Raw genomic sequence first — 23981 nt, 5'->3', positions numbered from 1 at the left:
GGGTGAAATATGCCTTAGACCATTTGTAAATAAACCGAGCGTTGCTCGGTTTTTCTTTTTTTAGAAATCTGTTCTTTAAAAAAAATAATAAGGGGGATGGATATGGACATATATACTTATGCAGTTATAGGCGCAACAGCAGTCGTGGCTATAATACTTGGATACATGATTCGAAAATATCTGGCGGAAGGAAAGCTTAAGAATGCAGAAACCTTAGCCACAGATATCTTGAACGATGCAAATAAGGAAGCTGAAGCGAAAAAACGCGAGGCTATTCTGGAAGCAAAAGAAGAAGTGCACTCCATGCGTCAAGAACTAGACCGAGAAATTAAGTCACGTCGTGGAGAACTGGCTCAGTCAGAAAAGAGACTGGTACAGAAAGAAGAAAATTTAGACAAAAAGCAAAATGGTATTGAGAAGAAAGAAGAAAAGATTCAACGCCGAATGGAAGAAATAGATAATATTCGTCGCAAGACAGATGAAGCCCATGACCGGCAGATTGTCGAATTGGAAAGAATATCTAGTCTATCCTTTGAAGAGGCTAGGACCATGCTTCTACAAAATGTAGAAGATGAGATTAAGCACGAAACGGCAATGATGATAAAAGAGATTGAAATGCAGGCTAAAATGGATGCAGATAAGAAAGCTAGAAACATTATTACCCTAGCTATCCAACGCTGTGCGGCAGACCATGTTGCTGAAACCACAGTATCCGTTGTGAACTTGCCGAATGATGAAATGAAAGGCAGAATCATCGGACGCGAGGGCAGAAACATACGGGCCTTAGAGACCTTAACTGGTATTGATTTAATAATCGATGATACACCGGAAGCAGTTGTGCTTTCTGGCTTTGATCCCGTGAGAAGGGAAACTGCTCGATTAACCTTGGAAAAATTGATTGCAGATGGAAGGATTCATCCCGGACGGATTGAAGAAATGTATGAGAAAGCCAAAAAAGAAGTGGAAGACGGCATCCGTGAAGAGGGTGAACAAGCAACCTTCGATACGGGCGTTACTGGAATTCATCCAGAATTGATTCGTTTGCTGGGCCGCCTCAAGTATCGTACAAGCTATGGCCAGAATGTTTTGAAACACTCGGTTGAGGTAGCACTCGTAGCGGCAAATATGGCTTTGGAGCTGGGGGTAGACCCCCAATTGGCCAAGCGAGCTGGCTTGCTACATGATATCGGTAAAGCTGTTGACCATGAGATCGAAGGTACTCATGTGGCGATTGGGGTGGACTTAGCTAGAAAATACAAGGAATCACCGGAAGTAATCCACTGCATTGCTGCTCACCATGGAGATACAGATCCTCAGACGGTTGAAGCGTTTCTTGTACAAGCTGCTGATTCGATTTCAGCTGCTAGGCCAGGCGCTCGTCGCGAGACCTTGGAGACATATATTAAACGTCTTAAAAAATTGGAAGAAATTGCAGAAGCCAATGAGGGCGTTGAAAAGTCCTTTGCCATTCAGGCAGGTAGAGAAGTTCGAATTATGGTCAAACCGGATAAGATAGATGATGATGAAGCAGTTCGGTTATCTAGAAATATTGTTAAACAAATTGAGTCAGAAATGGATTATCCAGGTCAAATAAAAGTAGTTGTGATTAGAGAAACTCGTGCAATAGATTATGCAAAATAGAAATAGGCGGGCAACCGCCTTTTTTCTTATATGGAGGGAATCATGGAAGTTTTATTTATCGGGGATATTGTAGGTCGTGTTGGACGTACCGCTGTAAGAGATTATTTAGCACGATACAAGGATAAATACGATTTCATCATTGCCAATGGCGAAAATGCAGCCGGTGGCAGAGGGATAACGAAAGATACAGCGGCAGAATTGTTTTATTCTGGTATAGATGCTATGACAATGGGAAACCATGTCTGGGATAAGATGGAAGCAAAAGCGCTGATTAAGGTAGAAGGAAGGATCGTAAGACCCGCCAATTATCCAGAAGGCCTTCCGGGTAAAGGCTTAGCATTCTTTCCAACTAGATTGGGTAAGGAAATTGCAGTGGTCAATCTATCTGGTCGAGCATTTCTAGATAGTTTAGATGATCCATTTCGTATTGGAAAACAGCTACTTAAAAAAGCACAAGAACGTACACCGTATGTATTTGTGGATTTTCATGCAGAAGCAACTTCAGAAAAGTTGGCTTTCAAGTTCTATGTTGACGGCATGGCGAGCCTTATTGCTGGAACCCATACCCATGTGCAGACCAACGATGATGAAATTACGGAAAGCGGCATGGGCTACATCAGCGATGTGGGAATGACTGGTCCGGTTGATTCTATACTAGGAATGAGGAAAGAAGAATGTATTGAGAGATTTCTCTATGGTATTCCAGTTAGGTTACAAACAGCAACTGGGCGCGCTTGGATAAGTGGAATCCATTTTTCCCTTGATTCTAAGGGCCGTTGCACTAAGATTGAAAAAATACGGGAAATAATTTAAAATAATGAATGCATAAATATGGCGTAAGTTAAGCATAATATTTTGTTTTTGTTTTTATGCATGGTATCATATGTTATATAAGAGATAACCATTTCCTGCTAGAGATGGTGCTGTGATATTTAAACCGACACTATTACCTTGGGAATTCGGAGTTTTGCTATGTATGTGCAGCCGGTTAAATCGGAATACAGAAATAGCAAACAGGATACCCACCTGCTGCGCAGGGTTTAAACAAGCAGTAACCACTAGTGGGATTTTTTTGTTTGTTTACACGTGGATATGAATAGGCTAGAATGAATTAGATATTATTTATGTATGGAGGAACGTATGCTGAGCGGAGATCAAATCAGAGAAAAGTTTTTAAAATATTTTGAGCAAAAGGGACATACTATTGTTGAATCCTCATCACTGGTACCACATGACGACCCGACCTTACTGTTTACCAATGCTGGTATGAATCAGTTTAAGGATGTCTTCTTAGGATTGGATGAACGACCATATACTCGGGCTACTAGCTCGCAAAAATGCGTAAGAGCCGGTGGTAAGCATAACGATTTGGATACTGTAGGAAAAACAGCACGTCATCATACTTTTTTTGAAATGTTGGGTAATTTTTCCTTTGGTGACTATTTTAAGAAGGAAGCCATCGAATATGCTTGGGAATTTTTGACTGTCGTGCTGGAAATTCCGAAGGACCGATTGTGGGTTACTGTATTCAGGGATGATGATGAGGCTGAAAGACTATGGCTGGAATATACTGATGTTGATCCTCAAAAAATTGTCAGACTAGGAGAAAAAGACAATTTTTGGTCCATGGGAGAAGTGGGACCTTGCGGACCGTGTAGTGAGATTATATACGACCGTGGTGAATCCTATGCCTGTACGGAGGAACCATGTGCCATTGGTGGATGTGACTGTGATCGCTGGTTGGAAATTTGGAATTTAGTATTCATGGAATTTGATCGTGATTCAGAAGGAAAAATGACTTCCCTACCCAAACCAAGCATTGATACTGGCATGGGCTTAGAGCGTATAACTAGTGTCCTACAACACAAGGATACCAACTACGAGGTGGATTTGATTTGGCCCTTAATAGCCAAAGTCGAAGAAATCGCAGCAAAGACATATATCCCAGGTGAAAAAGGCTTTCCAATGCGCGTTATAGCTGATCATGCTAGAAGCTGCACATTCCTTATTGGCGATGGAATTATGCCTAGCAACGAAGGTAGAGGCTATGTGTTGCGTCGAATTATTAGGCGGGCTGTTCGTTTTGGCAAAGTACTGAATATTGAAGGTCTATTTCTAAACGATATGGTAGATACCGTTATTTCATTGATGGGTGAAACGTATCCGCAAATCGTACAAGATCGGGACTTTATAAAAAAAATTATTCGCTTGGAGGAAGAAAGATTCCAAGAAACAATTGATAGTGGAATGAAGATGGCCTCTGATATGGTAGATCAAATTAAGGAAGAAGGGCGTACTGTTTTAGATGGTTCTTTGGCCTTCCAACTATATGATACCTATGGATTTCCATTTGACCTGGCTGAGGATATTGCTTTAGAAAATGGTCTTGAAGTAGATAAGGATGGATTTGAAGCAGCTATGGCCGCACAGAAAGAACGGGCAAGAAAGTCTAGTGGTACAGAGGATGCCTTTGCGACAGCAACGAAATTGGCAAATCTTTTCCAAAACCTACCTAAGACTGAATTTGTTGGATACGATAACGGAATTTTCGAGTCCAAAATACTCTTGCTTGCAGATGAAAAGGCTGTTAAAGTTGAAGCCCTGAAATCCGGGGAACAAGGATATGTAGTATTGGATAATTCTCCCTTTTACGGAGAAGCTGGTGGCCAAATTGGAGATACAGGATATCTGAAAATGCAAGATGAGATTCTAGCAGAAGTATTAGATACCAAAAAAGCTGTGGATGGTCGGATATATTGTCGTGTAGAAGTTAATAAAGATTTGAACACGAATCAGAAGGTTTCTGCTGAGGTGTCTACAACACGTAGAAATCGGATTGCGAGAAACCACTCAGCCACCCATCTTTTACATAGTGCACTCAAAAAGGTGCTTGGAACGCATGCTAATCAGAAGGGTTCCTTGGTGACAGAAGAAAAATTACGTTTTGATTTTAACCACTTTGCACCAATGACGCAAAAAGAGTTGGATATGGTGGAGACACTGGTAAATAGAGCTATTATGCAAAATGATGTTGTGGATACACGTGTTATGCCAATTGATGAAGCAAAAAATATTGGGGCAACAGCTCTTTTCGGAGAGAAATATGGTGATAAGGTACGCGTCGTTCGCATGGGCGAGGAAAGTATGGAGTTTTGCGGAGGCACACACGTAAGCCGTACTGGCAACATAGGGCCTTTGAAAATTCTATCTGAAACAGGTATTGGAGCAGGGCTCAGACGGATTGAAGCATTGACAGGTGAGGAAACACTGAAGGAATACAAAAACACCGAGAATCGGCTGATGAGTGTGGCTGGCATACTGAAAGCATCGCCACAAGATACGGAAATAAGAGCTAGAGCAATACTAGATGAATTAAGGACAAAAGAGAACGAATTGGCCAACCTTAGAGCAAAATTTAACGAGATTCAGTCTGGACAGCTACTTAAAGATGCTCAGAATATTGATGGAATCGTTTTATTGGCCTCAGAAGTAGAAACTACAGACATGGATGGCCTACGTAAAAAAGGCGATGCATTAAAACAAGAAATGAAAAATGGTGTACTGGTCTTAGGAACCAAGAATGGTGATAAAGTTAACTTTTTAGTCATGGTCTTTGGCGAGGCACTTAAGCGAGGTATACATGCTGGTAAACTAGTAAAAGAAATTGCTGGTTTAGCTGGTGGCGGTGGTGGCGGAAAGCCAAGTATGGCACAAGCGGGAGGTAAAAAACCGGATAAATTGTCTTATGCCATAGGAAAAAGTAGTGAGATACTGGAAAAACAAATCAAATCCAAATAAAATATGTTAAAATATAATGACAGATGGAGGTGTTTCTTATGCCTGAAGAATTTGAAAGCACGATGCAGTTTTCGAGTGAAGAGCTACAAGAAGAAAAGGTAAGAGAAGTCATCAAACAGGTGTTTGAAGCTTTGGAAGAAAAAGGGTATTCTCCAGCGAATCAATTGGTTGGATATCTTTTATCAGGTGATCCTGCTTATATTACCAGCTACAACAATGCTAGAACTATTATCTCCACGCTGGAAAGAGATGAAATTGTCAAGGTGTTGCTGAACAGCTATTTAAGAACCAAGACAGCCTCTGAGTAAGAGGCTGTTTTTTTGGAGGAATACATGAAAGCGATTGGATTAGACGTTGGCGACAGGCGTATTGGGGTTGCCAAAACAGATGCACTAAACATTACAGCGCAGGGAGTCTGTGTGGTATATGTAAAATCAAAGATAGAGAAAACCTATGAACAGATCTCCCAGATTATTAAGGAAGAAAATGCGGACACACTGGTTGTGGGCCTACCACGCAACATGAATGGTACATTTGGACCACAAGCTGAAAAGGTCCAGAATTTTGTGGGAAATCTGCAAGAATATACTACCGTAGAGGTCGAATATTTTGATGAACGCTTAACTACCGTATCAGCACAAAGGGCTTTGCTTGAAGGCGATGTATCTAGAAAAAAACGCAAAACAGTGGTGGATGAACTTGCTGCCGTCATTATTTTGCAGAGCTGGATGGATTGGAAGAAGAATTGCGGCCGCTAAAAAACTAGAATTATAGCTAGGGTTGTGGAATAATGGTACTAAGAACTGGAGGAAGAAAGATGGAAGAAAGATTGAATGGAGAAGCGGAAATTACAGATTTGGTGGTTCTGCTGGATGAAGAGGATAATGAACATCAGTTCATCATTGTGGAAGTGGTGGAAATAGAAGGTAATAAGTATGCTGTTTTAGAGCCCACAGAAGGCGAAGAAGATGAGGCTGTGATTCTGAAATTTGACAAAGATGACGAAGCGAATGATATACTTATTACCATTGATAATGAAGATGAATGGGATCTAGTCGTAAATTCTATTGGAGACATACTGGATTCTTAGAGTTCTTAAGTTGAGGTGCAGCCATTGAAGATATTGAAATTATTATTACTATTTATTTTAATTGGAGTCCTAGCAGTAGCGGGGCTGTTTTTCTATGTGAGTCAACAGCTGTCTGCACCTACTATGGAAGGTCTGGTAAGTTTGACTGTGGATGCAGGAGAAACACCAAGACAGGTAGCAGAAAATCTTGAAGAGCTTCAAGTTATTCGAAATGCCGATATATTCTACTACTGGATGCGTTACTTTGAGAATCCAGCTGACATTAAGGCTGGCGAATATCAGATTAATCGCCCTATGGAAAAGGAAGAAATATTTGACTTATTAAAAAGAGGAAAAGTGAAGGAAGATAGTATCAGGGTGACCATACCGGAAGGTCTGAAAGTGGATGAAATTATAGAAATCTTGGTTGAAAAAGGTCTTGGGTCTACAGAGGTTTATCGAGAATTATGCATGGAAAATTTCGGAGATTATGATTTTCTTCCGGAGAAAGTTTCACCAGGAGCAGTCTATTTATTAGAAGGATATCTTTTCCCTGACACCTATGATTTTTTCACGGATGCTACGGAAGAGGATGTTCTAAATAAGCTATTGATGCGCTTTAAAGAAATATATTCAGAGGATTTTCAGGCGCGGGCAATCGAACTAGGATATTCAGATTACCAAATTGTGACCATGGCCTCTATCGTAGAGAAAGAAGCCAAATTGGATTCTGAACGAGCAACCATAGCTGGAGTATTCTATAACCGCTTAGCAATGGGGATGGCTCTCCAATCTTGCGCGACGATTCAGTTCTTATTTGAAGAGCCCAAGGAGCGTTTATTTAACAGTGATTTAGAAATAGAGTCTCCATATAATACATATCAAATCGTAGGATTGCCACCAGGCCCTATAGCTAGTCCTGGTCGCAAATCTATAGAAGCAGCATTGTGGCCAGAGAAACACAATTATCTGTATTTCGTTGCGAATGATGATGGAAGTCATGATTTTAACAAAACTTTCTCTGAGCATGTGGAGGACAAGAATGACGAATAAGAGAGTAGAATTACTTTTGCCAGCAGGTAATATGGAGAAGATGAAAACAGCCTTCCTTTATGGAGCTGATGCAGTCTATCTCGGGGGTCCATTACTGGGACTTAGGGCAAAAGCTGGTAATTTCACTTTAGAGGAATTGTCAGAAGCAATTCGCTATGCCCACGACATAGGCAAAAAGGTATATATTACGACAAATATCTATGCGCAAAATAGGGACTTGGATGATGCGAGGAGCTATTTTCGCACTTTAGCAACGATGAATCCTGATGCCTTGCTAATATCCGATTTTGGGTTAATGCGTATCGCAAAACAAGAAGCACCTTTGATACCGATTCATGTTTCCACTCAAGCCAATGTGACCAACTATGAGAGTTGCCTAATGTATGAGGAATTGGGTGCAAGCTGTGTGGTCCTAGCCAGAGAATTGAATATTGAAGAAATTCAGGATACAGTTCGACAAAGCAATTTGGATATTGAAATATTTGCACATGGTGCCATGTGTATGTCGTATTCTGGCCGGTGTATGCTGTCCATGTTTATGACAAATCGTAGTGCCAATAGAGGAGAGTGTACGCATCCTTGCCGTTGGCAGTATCACGTTGTGGAAGAACAAAGACCAGGAGAATATTTACCCGTAGAGGAAGATGAGCGGGGCACCTATATATTTAATTCCAAGGATTTGTGTACAATCAATGATGTTGACCGATTGATTGAGGCTGGTGTTAGTAGTTTGAAGATTGAAGGTAGGATGAAGAGCGTACATTATGTGGCGACGGTGTGCAAAGCGTACCGTCAGGCTATTGATGCTTATTACCAAAACCCGGAATCCTACCAGGCGGACGAACAGTGGATTCGAGAATTGAAAATTGTGAGTGACCGTGATTATTGCACAGGATTCTTGTTTGGTAGCCCTACAGGAGAAGACCATAACTATGGGGATTACGATATTGATCGCAAAGTAAGATTTTGTGCCAAAGTGATTGGATATGATGAACAGATTAAGGCCTTGATTTTGGAACAAAGAAACAGATTTTTCGTTGGAGACAATTTGGAAATAGTACAGATTAGCGGGCCTAATAGTGTTTTGAAAGTGGATAAAATAATTGACGACCAAAACCAAGAAGTTACCTGTTGCCCGCACCCTAGACAGATTATTCGCGTGCCCTACGAAAAGCCATTGCCAGAAGGCACGTTGATACGAGTGTGCAAGGAGGATTGAATGCTGAAACGATTGACGCCGGATCTTTACGTGAAAAGAATATACAATATTCCATTTTCGTATTTGGAGAAGAACAAAATTAAAGGAGTCGTTATTGATCTTGACAATACCATCGCACCATGGAACTCCAATGTAATCGAGAAACCTTTTTCAGATTGGTTGAACATGGTACAGGCAAATGGTATTCAGATTGTATTGGTTTCGAATAATAAAGAAGAACGGGTCAAAGTTTTTTCTAAGCTGATAGATGTGCCGTTTATAGCTGGAGCTACTAAACCGCTGAGAACTGCCTTTATCCGGGCTATGGATATGATGGGAAGCAAGAAGAATGAGACGGTTGTGATTGGTGACCAAATATTTACCGATATACTGGGTGGAAATATGGTCGGCTTGCACACCATTCTGGTGGAGCCTATGGCTTCAAAAGAATTTATTGGGACCAAAGTGCTACGCGCTTTGGAACGACTTGTCCTATCACATCTAAGTATGACGGAGGAAAAATATGAGGAATAAATTGGGAGTGTTGGGATATCCTTTAGGACACACCTTATCACCAGCCATGCAAAATGCTGCGCTCAGAGCACTAGGACGAGATGACTTGGAATATGTGATCCTAGAAAAAGATTACCATGAACTTCAAAAGGCGATTGAAGACATAAAGCAGGATTATTTAGGAATCAATGTTACGATACCTTACAAAGAAAAAATTATGCCTTGGATTCAAGAAGTATCTCATGAGGCACGGCTTGCAGGTGCCATCAACACCATCCTCGTCAAAGATGATAAACTAGTCGGTACGAATACAGACGGTGTTGGATATTTAAGGAGCTTGCGCGAGCATGATATCGACCTCAAGGGGAAGGATATCCTGATTTTGGGAGCAGGTGGTGCATCACGAGGCGTTGCGACGGCACTGGCCGGTGCTGGAGTAAGTCGTATTGATATTTGTTGCCGGAAAAAAAATCGTGGTCGGGCATTGCTAGATATACTTACCTCAGTATGCAAGATTGAAGCATCCTGGATTGACTTTAAAACTTTGAATAAAGCAGATATATCGCGCTATGCACTTATTATCAACACGACGCCGGTAGGTATGTATCCAAATGAGTCAGAGACCATTCCCTTCCCATATGAAAAGCTTGAAAAACACCAGATTTTATCCGATCTAATATATCGTCCCAGCATGACAAAATTTTTGCTTGAAGGCAGTAAACGAGGCCTTACAGTTGTGGGTGGACTGGAAATGTTGCTCTATCAAGGGGCAGAAAGTCTGGCTTTTTGGTTGGATTGTGATCCACCCATTGAAGTGATGCGGGAAAGTTTGCTGGAGGCATTAAGTAAGGAATGAAGAAAAGCAATATTGTGCTGATTGGATTTATGGGAACGGGTAAAAGTGTAATCGGCCGAAAAATAGCCAAAGAGTTGAATATGGATTTTCTAGATACCGACCATGAGATTGAAGAATTGGTAGGGATGAAAATTAGGGATATCTTTCGATGCTATGGTGAAAAACGATTTCGTAGTGAAGAAACTCTAGTAATAAAAAGAGTATCCTTGTGTGAAAATACAGTAATCAGTTGCGGTGGTGGTGTTGTTCTTTCGGCAGAAAATGTGGCAGCTCTTCGACGGTGTGGGCTTATGGTTGAGCTTTACGCCGATGCGCAAGTTATTTTTGAACGAGTTAAGAACAACCGGAATCGTCCCTTACTTAAGGGCGCTTCGGTAGAAGACATTGAAGCAAGATATGAGTCGAGAAGAAAGTTTTATGAGGTAGCAGATATACGGATAGATACTGGATTGCAGAATATTGAAGAAACGGTGAAAACCCTAAAACAGGCAGTATCAGATCTGGAAGGAAGGTAAGAGATGACGTTTAACAAAAAGCAATTAGAAAGACTCCTAGAAATCACCTTGGAAAGAGGTGGTGACTTTGCAGAGATCTATGAGGAGAAAAAGTCTGTAAATCTCTGTTCTATGGAGGAAAAAAAGATTGAGGATGTATCGTCAGGAACTGTGGGTGGCGTAGGTGTTCGGCTAATAGCCAATGACCAAACATACTATGCATATACTAGTGAATTTTCCTATGAGGCTGTGGAAAACTGTGCAAAAGCAGTGGCCCAGACTCAGAAAGGGAAAGGTCCCGTCAACAAAATAAAATTAGACGAAATAAATGTTATACAGAAAAAGGATACTTTAATTGATCCTGAAGATGTAGAGATGGATGAAAAAATTGAGCTTATCAGGAAAGCAGATTCCTATTGTTGGAGTCGAGATGAGCGAATCATTCAAGTAAAAGTAGTCTATGGTGATGTGACTCAAAATGTAGTAATTGCCAACAGTGAAGGAGTATATGTACAGGATAAGCGTGTTCGCACGAAGTTGATTGTACAGATTGTTGCCCAAGACGAAGATGGGAATATCCAGTCAGGGTATGATGCCATTGGGGCCTCGACAGGATTCGAATTCATGCGTTCCAATAATCCGGAGAAAGTTGCGGAGCAAGCCTTGCGACGGGTTCAACTCCTACTAAGTGCTTCACCAGCGCCTGCAGGCAAGATGACGGTGGTGATGTCTTCGGAAGCAGGTGGAACGATGGTACATGAAGCTTGTGGTCATGGCTTAGAGGCAGACCTAGTGGAAAAAGGACTAAGCGTTTACGGGGGCAAAATTGGAGAATTGGTAGCGAGTCCCTTGGTAACGGTTATCGATGATGGAACGATGGAAAATCGGTACGGAAGCGCGACCTATGATGATGAAGGGGCTCCTTGCCAAAAAAATATATTGATAGAAAATGGTATCTTGAAAAAATATATGACGGACCGATTGAGTGCTAAAAAAATGGGAGCAGAACCAAGCGGAAATGGTCGGCGTGAATCCTATAAGCACAAACCAGTAACCCGGATGACCAATACATATATCGCTCCTGGTCCGCATGATCCAGAAGAAATAGTGAAAGAGGTAGAATATGGATTCTTTGCCCGAAAAATGGGTGGAGGACAGGTGAATACTGCTACCGGTGATTTCGTATTTGAAGTCTCTGAAGGATATATGATTGAAAATGGGAAAATTGGTAGACCGGTTAAAGGGGCAACACTGACCGGGAACGGTCCCGAAGTTCTAATGAAAATAGACCGGGTTGGCAATGACTTAGGTTATTCTATTGGCACCTGTGGCAAAGACGGACAAGGAGTATCTGTTGCTGATGCCCAGCCTACCATACGAATTCCAGAATTGATTGTTGGTGGTGTTGTGGAAGAGGAGGAATAATGCTAGAACAGGGCAAAAAAGCTTTGGAGCTGGCCATTAGCCAGTCTGATGAAGCAGAAATATATATTAGTAGTAGCAGGGAACTGAGTATTGAAGTTCATGATGCTAAGGTGGAAACTTTAAAGCAAGCCGAATCCAAGGGACTGGGAATTCGCGTATTTTTAAATTCAAATATGGGATTTGCATTTACCTCAGATTTAAGTGAAGACTCGATTCAGCGAACCGTGGAAAAAGCTGTTAAAAATGCACACTATACCCAGGGCGATGAATTTAGTGGACTACCGAGTAAGTCCCATAAAGACTATCCCGTCATCCATTATGATGAAACCATTGAAAACACCACGGTGGAAGATAAGATTGCCTTAGCCTTAGCGGGAGAAAAAGCGGCCAAAGAGAAGGATAAACGAATTGATAAAATCGAAGCCTGTGGCTATGAGGATGTGATTTCAACAGAAATCATACTGAGTAGCAAAGGCGTTGAAATTGTTAACAAAGCTTGTTATTGTGGTCTGTATGTATCGTTAATTGCACAGGAAAATGAAGATGTACAGACAGGGTTTGCTATGGATTTCAAACGCAACTATAATGAACTTGATGCTGTAGCATGTGGGCATAGAGCAGCCGAAAAGGCCCTCGAAATGTTGGGTGCCAAAACCATAACGACGGAGAAGATTCCACTTCTATTTGACCCCTATACAACGACCAATTTACTAGGTGTATTGGCTTCGTCCTTTTCTGGAGAAAATGTGATGAAGGGAAAATCGATGCTAAAGGGAAAACTGGGTGACATGGTCATGGCAGATTGCATCCAGATCGTCGATGATGCAACTTTAAAAAATGGGGTAATGAGTTCACCGTCAGATGGTGAGGGAATGCCTAGCCAAAGAACGGTCTTGGTTCATCAAGGCAAGTTAGAGACTTTTTTGCATAATACCTATACCGCGAGAAGAATGGATACGGTTTCTACTGGTAATGCTGCACGAGGCGGCTATTCTACTGGCATTGGCGTAGGAAGTACGAATCTCTATATTGAAGCGGGTAAAGCATCTCCAGAAGAACTCATCGCTTCTGTAAAACGAGGGCTGCTGGTAACTGGTTTACTGGGCGTACATACGGCCAATCCCATTAGTGGCGACTTCTCTATTGGGGCTGCGGGCATGTTGATTGAAGATGGTAAAAAAACCAATCCAGTCCGGGGTGTTGTGATTTCAGGAAATCTTCTTAGCTTGTTTAAAAACGTAGAGGCACTGGGCAACGACCTAACCTTTTTTGCAGGAAAAGGTGCTCCGAGCATGTTAACTGGTAAAATTACAGTAAGCGGAAATTGAGGTATCGTATGAAAATCTTAGTCGTGAACGGTCCTAATCTGAATTGGCTAGGCAAAAGAGAACCGAATATTTATGGTAGCAAGACGTTGGAGGATTTGGAAAAGTATCTATCGGGCATCTTAGAAAATAAAAAGATTGAGTTATGCTTTTTCCAATCTAATGGAGAAGGGGATATTATTGATTTCATCCAACATGAAAGTGATGCACAAGGCATGATCATTAATCCTGGTGCGTTAACACATTATTCTTTAGCCATTAGAGATTGTATATCATCCATGGAATTTCCTGCTATCGAGGTACATATTTCCAATGTGTATGCGAGAGAAGAATTTAGACACGAATCAGTGATTGCCCCTGTTTGCCGTGGTCAGATTAGCGGTTTGGGATTTATGGGTTATCGACTGGCTATGGAGGCGTTGATTGAAAATGAGATCTAATCGACTGGCACATTTTCGACGATTGTTGAAAGGCCATGGCCTGGATGCTGCGGTGGTCTCTACTAAGTCAAATAGATACTATTTAAGTGGGTTCACTGGAACGGCGGCCTTGTTATATATCGATCAAGAAAAAGCTGTTCTGTTGACAGATTTTCGCTATATTGAACAGGCTACTGAACAGGCAAAGGATTTTACGATTGTAAAGTATGATCGAGATATATACGGAGAGATAGTTTCTTTGCTTGGAAGGCAATCAAACGTAAGAATCGGTTTTGAGGAAGAAGACACCTATAAACGTTATCGACTTTTATCGCAGGTTTTCAAAGATCAGAAGGTAGAACTGGTTGCGATTGACCATATATTGGCTGATATTCGTCGGGTTAAGAACGATGAAGAAATTAAAGCAATTAAATCTGCGGCAGCCATTGGGGACAAGGGATTTCAGTTTGTTCTTGATTTTATCAAACCTGGCGTGACAGAACGCCAGATTGCTGTGGAATTGGAATGTTTTATGAAAAAAGAAGGAGCGCAGGACGTTTCTTTTGAAACTATTATTGCTTCAGGCGAACGTTCCTCTTTACCTCATGGCGTTGCATCTGATAGAATATTACATGTTGGTGACTTGGTGGTAATGGATTTTGGATGTATTTACGATTACTATTGCTCAGACATGACCAGAACCATCGGGATTGGACCTTTAAGTGAAAAGCAGCAGGAAATTTACGGAATTGTGAAAGATGCGCAGCAGAAAGCTCTGGAAGCTGTAAGAGCCGGCGTGATGGCGTCGACATTGGATGAGATAGCTAGAGAACAGATTCAAGAGGCAGGTTACGGAAAAGCGTTCGGTCATGCATTAGGTCATAGCGTGGGGCTGGAGATTCATGAAGCGCCCAGTATTTCCGGTACTGATAGGACCATACTAACCCCAAACATGATTATCACCATAGAGCCTGGAATATATTTAGACGGCCAGTTTGGTGTTCGAATCGAAGACTTGGTTTGTGTTAAGAACCAGGGTTATGAGCTGATGAATCATGCTACTAAGGAATTACAAATAATACATTTCTAGGAGGAACTATGATAACAACGAGCGATTTTAAGACAGGCCTGACCATAGAGTGGGATGGTGGATTATACCAAATTATTGAATTTCAACACGTTAAGCCGGGAAAAGGTGCTGCTTTTGTACGAACTAAACTGAGAAATAAGAGAACCGGGGCAGTCGTTGAAAGAACCTTCCGTACCACAGAAAAAGTGGAAAAGGCACATATCGAACGTTTAGAAATGCAATATCTATATATGGATGGTGAGTTTTATGTATTCATGAATACTGAAACTTACGACCAGGTTCATTTGACAGCGGCAAATCTGGGAGATGGTTTGAAGTTTATTAAGGACAATATGAACATTCATGTGCAGTTCTACAAGGATGAACCAATCGGTGTAGAATTGCCCACAACAGTAATACTGACAGTAGCTGAAACTGAGCCTGGTGTGAAGGGCGATACAGCGAACAATGTGACCAAAGCAGCAACATTGGAGACCGGTGCATTGGTTCAAGTGCCTTTGTTTGTCAACGAAGGTGATGAACTAGTAATTGATACCAGAACTGGGGAATATGTTTCTAGAGCTTAGTGCTTGTTTATCAGTAAAGGAGTGAAAGAAATGGCAGACAAAGTCAAAGAAATTAACAATGATGTGCACGATGTGGGTACTGTGAAAATTTCGGAAGAGGTTTTAGCAGCCATTGCAAGCTTGGCTACTAAAGAAGTTGACGGTGTGGCTGAAATTATCGGGGCAAAACAGAACTCCTTTTTAGGCGGAAAGAAATCACTAGGTAAAGGCATAAAGATTACGCTAGATAATGAAGAAGCTGTAATCGAAATGTCCATTTCTGTTCGCTATGGAGAAGTATTGGTTGATGTTGCTAAGAAGATTCAAGAAAGTGTAAAAAAATCCGTCGAGAATATGACAGATATCCCTGTTCGAGAAGTCAACGTCAACATTGCTGGAATAGACTTTCCAAGCAAGAAGGAATTGACTCAGATCGAAGAGGCAGAATAGCATGCACCGAGCGGAAAAATTGATGATCTTGGCCGGGGCCCTTATATCTGTTGCCGTTGCTACATTTATGATTTTTTTCACGCTTAATGAATCGCTTTTACGATTCATGACAGATGTATTCTTTGGTAGCATTGGCAATAAAATGGTAACAGTAGCCTTATCCTTGGTCGTAATTATCATTGCGATTAAGATTGTTTTGGACACAACACAAAAGGTTACTCCCTACATGGCCGTTGCTAGTGTAAATGATGGGCTAGGCCAGGTGAACATTAATATTTCAGCGTTAGAAAAGACCGCATTGATGCTGGCAGAAGAAGCTGAGGGTATTGATGATGCTCGGGTTTTTGTGGAACCGAGAAAAAAGGGCGTCAAAATTATTGTTGAGATTGAGACTCCCACAGGGGCAAACATTCAGATGGCCACTAGAAATCTGCAGACACGCATAAAGGAACGTTTTGAAAAAGGAATCGGCGTTTCGGTTATTGAGATTCAGATTTTGGTCAAATCATTGGGTATCGTGGATACTGCGAACCTTTATAGAGAGAGGATTAATAATTGAGAAAAGATGCAAGAGTGGGTGCTTTTCAAGTGCTTTTCGGTTTGGACCAAGGAAATAATGAGAATGATGAAACATTGTCCATGATCGTGGAAGAGAACGATTTGCACGACAAGGATGTAGAATATGTGGAACATATTCTCAAACTGTTCGCAGAACATAAGCTGGAGATAGACCAACAGATTTCGGATCATTTGAATAAGCAGTGGACGATAAGCCGCCTCGGTAGTGTTGAAAGAACTATTTTGCGCTTAGGGGTGTTGGAAATACTCTATCAAGAGGATGTTCCGAAAAATGTGGCGATAAACGAAGCTGTAGAACTTACGAAGTGTTTTGCAGACGAGCAATCAAAGCGTTTAATTAATGGCATATTGGATAAAATTGGATAACCAGCAATGTGAAAGGGACCGGGTGCCGGTCTCTTTCACATTGCTGGGTGAGTGTGTACTTGTGATATTGTTGGTTCAAAAAAAAGTCCTTTTCTGATATACTATGACGTGGTGGATTAAATTGGACTTTTATCACGAGTATTAAGAGGTCCTTGAAAAAGTGTTTGAATATAATTGAGGAGGTTGCAATGTATAAGATTGTCGAAAAAAAAGAATTAGCACCGACTGTAACGCTAATGAAAATTCTGGCTCCTGAAATAGCTAAAAAAGTTCTAGCGGGTCAGTTCATCATAATTCGCACAGACAATAAGGGAGAAAGAATTCCGTTGACTGTTGCAGATTATGACAGAGAAGAAGGAACCATTACTATCATATTCCAAGAGGTAGGCTACTCGACCAAAGTGTTGGCTTCGTATAATGTGGGGGATGAAGTATTGGACTTTGTTGGGCCACTAGGAAAACCAACTGAAATAGAAAACTATGGAACCGTTCTTTGTGTGGGTGGTGGAGTAGGCGTAGCGCCAGTTCTCCCCATTGCCAAAGCACTTAAAGAAGCTGGAAATAATGTAATATCAATTATTGGTGCAAGATGTCAAGATCTTCTCATTTTGGAAGAAGAAATGAGGGAAGCAAGCACTGAACTACATATTACTACAGATGATGGCTCCTGCAGCTATGGTGTTAAAGGATTTGTTACAGATAAGATTAAAGAGATCTTAGAAGATCCAAGTAATGATGTAAAACACGTATGGGCAATTGGACCAGTCATAATGATGAAATTCTGTGCTAGTCTGACCAAGAATTACGATGTCCCTACTACTGTATCTATGAATCCAATCATGGTTGATGGCACAGGTATGTGCGGTGCTTGTCGCGTAGCGGTAGGCGATAAAACCAAATTTGCTTGTGTAGATGGTCCAGAGTTTGATGGACACCTAATAGACTGGGATTTGGCTATGCGTAGAATGAAGATATTTGTAGAAAAAGAAAGAATAATAACGGAGAAATACGAGAAGGAGGGGAACCGATAATGGGATTGAATTTGAATCGTGTTCCGATGCCTGCTCAAGATGCGGACGTCAGAAACAAAAATTTTAAAGAGGTAGCCACTGGATATACAGCTGCTATGGCTAAAGAAGAAGCGGAACGTTGTCTTAATTGTAAAAAACCATTATGTGTTCCAGCGTGTCCAGTAAATATTAATATTCCAAAATTTATTGCTGAAATTGCAAGTGGAGATGTGGCGGAAGCTGGAGTAACATTGAAAGATACCAATGCTTTACCAGCTGTTTGTGGACGTGTTTGCCCTCAAGAAAGCCAATGTGAAGGTTCCTGCATATTAAATAAAAAAGGTGCACCAATTGCCATTGGACGCTTAGAAAGATACGCTGCTGATTGTCAGATTGAGCGAGGCGATTTCAAAATGGCTACTAAACCTAGTACAGGCAAGAAGGTTGCTGTTCTTGGTGGTGGCCCAGCAGGCCTGACCTGTGCTTCCGAGTTGGCAAAGGAAGGCCATGCAGTTACTGTGTTTGAAGCGCTACACTGTGCTGGTGGTGTCTTAATGTATGGTATTCCAGAATTTCGTCTTCCAAAATCAGTCGTTCAAACTGAAGTGGAAGCAATTAAAGATTTGGGTGTAGAAATCCGGGTCAATTCTATTGCTGGTAAGATTAATACTGTTGAGGAACTTATGAAGGAACAAGGATTCGATGCCGTATTTATTGGCACCGGTGCTGGACTTCCTTATTTCCTAAATATTCCAGGTGAGAACTTTAACGGTGTATATTCTGCCAATGAGTTCTTAACACGTACCAACCTAATGAAAGCATATGATTTTCCAAACAATGCGACACCAATTATGGTGGGTGAAAAGGTTGCTGTAGTAGGCGCTGGTAACGTTGCAATGGATGCTGCACGTACGGCATTACGTCTTGGAGCTAAAAAATCCTACATTGTGTATAGAAGAGCAATTGAACAGGTTCCAGCAAGAAAAGAAGAATTGGAGCATGCAATTGAAGAAGGCGTTGAGCTGAAACTCTTAACTTCACCAACCGAGATTATCGGTAATGAGGATGGCTGGGTAACTGGCATGACTTGTCTCAGCTACGAACTGGGAGAACCTGATGATTCAGGCAGAAGACGTCCAGTTGCAATTGAAGGCAGTGAACATTTAGTTGAAGTTGATACAGTAGTTATGGCTATTGGACAAGGACCAAATCCTGTACTACTTGATACCATAGACGGCTTAGAGCTTAATAAATGGGGTAACGTAGTTGCAGATGAAACCGGAAAAACTTCCATCGAGGGAGTATATGCTGGTGGTGACATCGTCACAGGTGCAGCGACTGTAATTTTGGCTATGGGTGCAGGGAAAGATGCAGCTAAGTCAATAAATGAATACTTGGCAAGTAAGTAACAATTTGGCCGGCAGTTTCTGCCGGCCATTTTTTAATGTGCATAATTTCACCAAGAGAACACTACTAGCCTATTGACGAACATGGAAATATTAAATAATATTTAAACGAATGGAAGTATATTTAATGTAAATAATCAATGGAGGTTCAAATGGCAAATATTATTGATGGTAAACTTATTGCAAAAGAGATTCGAGAAAAAGTTGCGCAAGATGTTAAGGCCTACAAGGAAAAAGGTATCGAAGCCAAATTGGCAGTAATATTGGTTGGTGATGATCCGGCTTCAGTTTGGTATGCTAAATCAAAGAAAAAAGCCGCTGAAAAAGTAGGCATTCTATATGATTTTTATGAGCTGCCAAAAGAAACCAAACAAGAAGAAGTTGAGACTCTGATTACTAAATTGAATCAAGATGAGACCGTTCACGGAATCATGGTTGAGCTTCCGCTGCCTGCACAAATCGATAAAGACAAGATTATGGGTATGGTAGATCCCAAAAAAGACGTAGACGGTGTGAACCCCATCAACCGTGGCTATATTCTGCAAGGTGCAGAAGGACTTTTTCCAGCAACACCAGAGTCATGCATTGAATGTGTATTAAGTACGGGTGTTGAATTGTCTGGTAAGAAAGCCGTAATTGTTGGCCGTGGAGAAACGGTAGGAAAACCTTTGGTGTTTATGCTTCTTAAATATAATCCTACAATCACCATATGCCACTCAAGAACGAAAAATTTAGCACAAGAAGTAAAATCTGCTGATGTAGTTATTGCTGCGGTAGGAAAAGCAGGATTGATTACAGGAGATATGCTTAAAGAAGGTGCCATTGTGGTCGATGCCGGTGTCAATGAAATTGAAGGCGGCGGTGGTTATGTCGGTGATGTAGACTATCAGAGTGCGGAGAAAGTTGCAAGTTATATCTCTCCTGTACCTGGTGGTGTTGGTTCATTAACCACGGTGCTATTGTTTAGAAACCTGATTAAAGGCATGGGCCTGCAGGGTAGATAGTCAAAGGAGGATATGATGTCTAGATATTTTGATAAATCATTTGCACAAATTTTAGAAGAATCAGCTTCCAACGCACCAACTCCAGGTGGTGGTAGTGTTGCGGCTATGGCAGGAACCTTTGGTGCAGCTATGGTGTCTATGGTAGCAAACTTGACTAAGGGCGAAAAATTCGCTGATGTACATGATGAAATTGATGCAATCCTTGCTGAAATTTCACAAGTCATGGTTGAACTCGAAAAACAAGTTGATGACGATATGTCTGTTTTTGGAGCCTTCATGGATGCATTGAAAATGCCTAAGAGTAATGATGAAGAAAAAGTGAAGCGCACCAAGGCATTGCAGGATGCTTACAAAAAAGCGACCCTGTCTCCTTTGGAAATCGCAGATACCTGCATTAAAGCGAATGAGTTGGCTCTTAGATTAGCGCCCATCGGTAACAAGTCTGCAATTTCAGATGTAGGCGTTGGAGCAATCATAGCGGACGCTTCATTAAAGGGCGTGCTATTGGCAGTAGACATAAACTTGCCAGGTATTAAGGACAGCGATTTTGTTGAAAAAGCGGCAGCACGACGTGATGCACAGATTGAAAAATCTGAAAAGCTAATGAACGAAGCTGTCAAAATTGTAAAAGGAAGATTATAGAAATGTTGCCCAAAAGTTATTTGGAAGTCAGCCAAGTTCTACGTTTGATAAAGAGTGACTTGGAAGAGGATCCCAAATTGGCCCGTGTATGGGTCAAGGGTGAGATATCGAACGCCAAAAAAGCTTATTCCGGGCATATCTATTTCACCATAAAAGACGATAAAGCAAGCCTTAAAAGTGTTATGTTTGCTAGCAATAGCAGCAAGCTGGCCTTTGAACTTGAGGATGGTATGGAAGTTTTGGTCCAGGGCCGAATCTCCGTCTTTGAAGCACAAGGAAGTGTCCAGCTTTATGTCAACTCAATTCTTCCACTGGGACAAGGTGTCTTGTTTATGGCCTACACCCAGCTTAAGGATCAGTTAGAACAAGAAGGTTTGTTTGCTAGAAAAAGACCAATACCGATGCTGCCTAGCAGGATCGGTATCGTCACGTCTGCGACCGGGTCCGTTTTGCATGATATCCAGCATGTGGTGACTCGCCGCAATCCATCTGTGAAACTAGTATTGGCTAAGGCCGCGGTTCAGGGTAAGGATGCCCCCGACCAAATTGTTGAAGCAATTGATTTGTTAAACAGATATGGGAAAGTAGATTTGATTATAGTAGGAAGAGGTGGCGGGTCATTAGAGGAGCTTTGGGCTTTTAATACTGAAAGCGTGGCAAGAGCGATATATAACTCGGCGCTACCAGTTATTTCTGCGGTCGGACATGAGACGGATTTCACGATTTCAGATTTCGTTGCAGACTTGAGAGCACCTACACCATCGGCTGCTGCAGAAGTAGCTGTGCCTGATGCACTACTTCAGATTGCGAACATTAAAGAACGACTTGAGAGTCAAGAAAAAAGCATTCGAAAAGGAATCGAGGAAGCAAAGCAACGCTTACGAAGAATAAGTAGGGATGGAATTCTCAACGAGCCGGAGACGTTGGTAGCGAAAGAGCATGAAAGGTTGGATGCAATTCAAGAAAGAATTGTAAGAAGCATGCAGGCACTAAGTAGTGCGCATATGCAAAAGCTGGCTATGCTACAAGGACGAATTGATGGACTTAATCCTCTTGCAACCTTAAAGAGAGGATATACCGTAATCGAACAGGATGGAAAGATGGTATATAAAGCTACTGAGCTTAAAAAGGATAGATGTTTTACAATCCGCTTCCAAGATGGTGTGGTAAGAGCAATGCTCAAGGAGGAAGAAGCGTGAAAAAAGAAAAAATAGCGTTTGAAGAAATGTTGGAAGAACTAGAAGATAAGACCAAAAGTTTGGAGCAGGGCGCACTTACTCTAGAGGCTGCTATTTCCACTTATGAAAAAGCAGTAGAATTGCTTGCAGCTTGCCGAGAACGCCTGGATGGTGCTGAAGAACAGTTGGTTTTGCTAAAGGAAAAGAATGGGACAATATCGACGGAGACTATCGGAGGAGAAGAAGTCTAAAATGGATATAAACGGGCTTATAACGGAAAGAAAAGAGTTATTTGATTCTTGGCTTAAGGCTGCTATACCGGAGGTGGACCCCAAAGTGGAGATCCTAGGCTCTGCTATGGAACATAGCCTTTTGGCTGGCGGGAAACGCCTGAGACCGATTTTACTCTTGGAAACGATGAAAATGCTGGGTGCTGATTTGCACCAAGGACGCAATGTTGCTTTGGCCATTGAGATGATTCATACTTTCACCCTCATCCATGACGATCTTCCTTGCATGGATGATGATGATTTTAGACGAGGCATCCCTACCTGTCACAAAGTTTTTGGTGAAGATATTGCAGTGCTGGCTGGCGATGCACTGGTATTTGCAGCATTTTCTTTAATTTGCAGAGACGATGATGGGATACCTGCAGCTACCAAAATTGCCGTGATGCAAGATATTGCCGAAGCTGTAGGGCCAAAAGGAGTTATAGGCGGTCAGGTATTGGATATTCTTTCTGAGGAAAAACAGCCCAGTGAAGATGTTTTATCGTATATTCACACCCATAAAACGGCTGATTTAATTCGGGTAGCTGTGCTGTGCGGAGCTAGATTAGCTGGTGCCAATATCCGAACAATGGAATATTTAGAGCGGTATGCGATACATTTGGGACTATCATTCCAAATCACGGATGATATATTGGACGTAGAAGGCGTAGAAGAAATACTGGGTAAACCTGTTGGTTCCGATCTAGCCTTAGGAAAGATGACTTACCCAGCCTTACTAGGCTTAGAAGCGGCCAAGGAACGAGCAAAGCACGAAATGGACATGGCAAGAGCGGAACTTGAAAATCTAGACGGTTGCGATACCAGCTTTTTTATTGGATTATGTGATTTCATACTACACAGACTCTATTAGTATTTGCTAACAATAAGGTCGGTGCTGTATAATGTGATTTGGTGGCGCAGTATTCTAGTCAGGCATATTGATTTTGAAGGCGGGCCTAAAAATCCGTCACGGGCACAGCGATGAAGTCTCTGGCACTTGCTTTCGATGCACCGCGAGGGCATATGGTGGAGGTTAAGAAGGCTGGGGCGATCCGCAAGGGCATGCGGGCGATGACCCTACCTTCGTGGAGGCCCATTTTTGTGACCTGGTTTAAGAGCCAGGATATGACTTGGGGGAGAAACCTGCAGTTGGTAGCATAAAGCTTGCTGCAGAGTAGCCTGCCTTGAGTGGCTGGAGAGGGGTCTAGTAAGGTTTGTAGCTGTCTACGGCCGTAGGCGTTGCAAATACGATGAAACTTCAGTTGCAAAAGAGGCTAGGAATTAGTATGACTGTCAAGGAAAACTTCTAGACTGACTGTTGACGTAGGATTAAAGTACGAGCTAAGTGGCGATCTAGTGATGATGCCGGCGACGCATCAGATTGTTCTTTAATGGGAAACCACAGCCACGGTGACGGGCTGTAGGACAAGGGGAAATCCAACTGGACCTAAGCCGTAAAGTTTACTGCGTCGACAGCCACCAATTTTATTATTGCTTTATCCTTGCTATGTAAGAAAGAGTGATGAGTAGAGTGCGTCGATTCTTCTTACGATGGCATAGACTGATATATATGTATTTATTTCAAGATAACATAAAGACATATTTTGATAGCGCATATCGTAATCTTTCGAAGAAAAGTATATTGACAACA

General features: G+C 41.7%; 26 protein-coding genes and 1 other RNA gene. All 27 read left to right on the top strand.

Annotation, left to right across the window (positions count from 1 at the left end):
- Nucleotides 1–102: 102 nt before the first annotated feature.
- The 27 genes from rny to JR334_04760 all read left to right on the top strand — a co-directional run bounded on the left by rny (nucleotide 103) and on the right by JR334_04760 (nucleotide 23201).
- Nucleotides 103–1641, top strand: a complete 1539-nt coding sequence (gene rny / locus JR334_04890) for a ribonuclease Y (protein ID QRN86559.1) — start codon at nucleotides 103–105, stop codon at nucleotides 1639–1641.
- 42 nt (nucleotides 1642–1683) lie between these two features.
- Nucleotides 1684–2454, top strand: coding sequence for a TIGR00282 family metallophosphoesterase (locus tag JR334_04885; protein ID QRN86558.1), 771 nt, complete (start codon nucleotides 1684–1686; stop codon nucleotides 2452–2454).
- Between the two features lie 89 nt (nucleotides 2455–2543).
- Nucleotides 2544–2713, top strand: a non-coding RNA gene (ssrS, locus tag JR334_04880) — 6S RNA.
- Nucleotides 2714–2781: 68 nt separating this feature from the next.
- Nucleotides 2782–5439, top strand: a complete 2658-nt coding sequence (gene alaS, locus JR334_04875) for an alanine--tRNA ligase (GenBank protein ID QRN86557.1) — start codon at nucleotides 2782–2784, stop codon at nucleotides 5437–5439.
- Between the two features lie 38 nt (nucleotides 5440–5477).
- Entirely contained in the window at nucleotides 5478–5747 is a 270-nt protein-coding gene (locus tag JR334_04870) for an IreB family regulatory phosphoprotein (GenBank protein QRN86556.1), read from the top strand.
- 24 nt (nucleotides 5748–5771) lie between these two features.
- On the top strand, nucleotides 5772–6197 hold the full coding sequence (ruvX, locus tag JR334_04865) for a Holliday junction resolvase RuvX (GenBank protein QRN86555.1): 426 nt from the start codon (nucleotides 5772–5774) through the stop codon (nucleotides 6195–6197).
- 59 nt (nucleotides 6198–6256) lie between these two features.
- Nucleotides 6257–6529, top strand: coding sequence for a DUF1292 domain-containing protein (locus tag JR334_04860; GenBank protein QRN86554.1), 273 nt, complete (start codon nucleotides 6257–6259; stop codon nucleotides 6527–6529).
- A 24-nt stretch (nucleotides 6530–6553) separates the two neighbouring features.
- Nucleotides 6554–7561 carry an endolytic transglycosylase MltG gene (gene mltG, locus JR334_04855; GenBank protein ID QRN86553.1) on the top strand — a complete coding sequence of 336 codons (1008 nt, stop codon included), beginning with the start codon at nucleotides 6554–6556 and terminating at the stop codon, nucleotides 7559–7561.
- On the top strand, nucleotides 7551–8780 hold the full coding sequence (locus JR334_04850; GenBank protein ID QRN86552.1) for a U32 family peptidase: 1230 nt from the start codon (nucleotides 7551–7553) through the stop codon (nucleotides 8778–8780). The genes mltG and JR334_04850 overlap by 11 nt, the downstream gene beginning before the upstream one ends.
- Nucleotides 8781–9293: a YqeG family HAD IIIA-type phosphatase gene (locus tag JR334_04845; GenBank protein QRN86551.1), complete on the top strand. Its 513-nt coding sequence runs from the start codon at nucleotides 8781–8783 to the stop codon at nucleotides 9291–9293.
- The gene (gene aroE / locus JR334_04840; GenBank protein ID QRN86550.1) at nucleotides 9283–10128 is read left to right on the top strand and encodes a shikimate dehydrogenase; all 846 of its coding nucleotides are present in this window, start codon (nucleotides 9283–9285) and stop codon (nucleotides 10126–10128) included. The genes JR334_04845 and aroE overlap by 11 nt, the downstream gene beginning before the upstream one ends.
- Entirely contained in the window at nucleotides 10125–10643 is a 519-nt protein-coding gene (locus tag JR334_04835) for a shikimate kinase (GenBank protein QRN86549.1), read from the top strand. Before aroE ends, JR334_04835 begins: the two co-directional genes overlap by 4 nt.
- 3 nt (nucleotides 10644–10646) lie before the next feature.
- Nucleotides 10647–12047, top strand: coding sequence for a TldD/PmbA family protein (locus tag JR334_04830; GenBank protein QRN86548.1), 1401 nt, complete (start codon nucleotides 10647–10649; stop codon nucleotides 12045–12047).
- A complete protein-coding gene (locus JR334_04825; GenBank protein ID QRN86547.1) occupies nucleotides 12047–13375 on the top strand; it encodes a TldD/PmbA family protein in 1329 nt (442 codons plus the stop codon). Before JR334_04830 ends, JR334_04825 begins: the two co-directional genes overlap by 1 nt.
- A gap of 8 nt (nucleotides 13376–13383) precedes the next feature.
- A complete protein-coding gene (gene aroQ, locus JR334_04820; GenBank protein ID QRN86546.1) occupies nucleotides 13384–13812 on the top strand; it encodes a type II 3-dehydroquinate dehydratase in 429 nt (142 codons plus the stop codon).
- On the top strand, nucleotides 13796–14881 hold the full coding sequence (locus tag JR334_04815) for an aminopeptidase P family protein (GenBank protein QRN86545.1): 1086 nt from the start codon (nucleotides 13796–13798) through the stop codon (nucleotides 14879–14881). The genes aroQ and JR334_04815 overlap by 17 nt, the downstream gene beginning before the upstream one ends.
- 8 nt (nucleotides 14882–14889) lie before the next feature.
- Entirely contained in the window at nucleotides 14890–15447 is a 558-nt protein-coding gene (gene efp / locus JR334_04810) for an elongation factor P (GenBank protein ID QRN86544.1), read from the top strand.
- Nucleotides 15448–15477: 30 nt separating this feature from the next.
- A complete protein-coding gene (locus JR334_04805) occupies nucleotides 15478–15876 on the top strand; it encodes an Asp23/Gls24 family envelope stress response protein (protein ID QRN86543.1) in 399 nt (132 codons plus the stop codon).
- A 1-nt stretch (nucleotide 15877) separates the two neighbouring features.
- Nucleotides 15878–16435 (top strand): hypothetical protein, encoded by a 558-nt coding sequence (locus JR334_04800; protein QRN86542.1) that lies wholly within the window; start codon nucleotides 15878–15880, stop codon nucleotides 16433–16435.
- Nucleotides 16432–16821, top strand: a complete 390-nt coding sequence (gene nusB / locus JR334_04795; GenBank protein QRN86541.1) for a transcription antitermination factor NusB — start codon at nucleotides 16432–16434, stop codon at nucleotides 16819–16821. The genes JR334_04800 and nusB overlap by 4 nt, the downstream gene beginning before the upstream one ends.
- Nucleotides 16822–17009: 188 nt before the next feature.
- Entirely contained in the window at nucleotides 17010–17852 is an 843-nt protein-coding gene (locus JR334_04790) for a sulfide/dihydroorotate dehydrogenase-like FAD/NAD-binding protein (GenBank protein ID QRN86540.1), read from the top strand.
- Nucleotides 17852–19240 carry an NADPH-dependent glutamate synthase gene (gene gltA, locus JR334_04785; GenBank protein QRN86539.1) on the top strand — a complete coding sequence of 463 codons (1389 nt, stop codon included), beginning with the start codon at nucleotides 17852–17854 and terminating at the stop codon, nucleotides 19238–19240. The genes JR334_04790 and gltA overlap by 1 nt, the downstream gene beginning before the upstream one ends.
- Before the next feature lie 149 nt (nucleotides 19241–19389).
- A complete protein-coding gene (locus JR334_04780) occupies nucleotides 19390–20241 on the top strand; it encodes a bifunctional 5,10-methylenetetrahydrofolate dehydrogenase/5,10-methenyltetrahydrofolate cyclohydrolase (GenBank protein ID QRN86538.1) in 852 nt (283 codons plus the stop codon).
- 15 nt (nucleotides 20242–20256) lie between these two features.
- Nucleotides 20257–20883, top strand: a complete 627-nt coding sequence (locus tag JR334_04775) for a cyclodeaminase/cyclohydrolase family protein (protein QRN86537.1) — start codon at nucleotides 20257–20259, stop codon at nucleotides 20881–20883.
- A 2-nt stretch (nucleotides 20884–20885) separates the two neighbouring features.
- Nucleotides 20886–22082, top strand: a complete 1197-nt coding sequence (locus JR334_04770; protein QRN86536.1) for an exodeoxyribonuclease VII large subunit — start codon at nucleotides 20886–20888, stop codon at nucleotides 22080–22082.
- Entirely contained in the window at nucleotides 22079–22312 is a 234-nt protein-coding gene (gene xseB, locus JR334_04765) for an exodeoxyribonuclease VII small subunit (protein QRN86535.1), read from the top strand. Before JR334_04770 ends, xseB begins: the two co-directional genes overlap by 4 nt.
- A gap of 1 nt (nucleotide 22313) precedes the next feature.
- The gene (locus JR334_04760) at nucleotides 22314–23201 is read left to right on the top strand and encodes a polyprenyl synthetase family protein (protein ID QRN86859.1); all 888 of its coding nucleotides are present in this window, start codon (nucleotides 22314–22316) and stop codon (nucleotides 23199–23201) included.
- Nucleotides 23202–23981 lie beyond the last annotated feature (780 nt).

The sequence above is a fragment of the Clostridia bacterium genome, from assembly GCA_016887505.1.
Taxonomy (GTDB): domain Bacteria; phylum Bacillota; class TC1; order TC1; family UBA5767; genus UBA5767.
The sequence above is the reverse complement of the archived record's forward strand: the minus strand, read 5'-3'. Positions and strand labels throughout refer to the sequence as shown.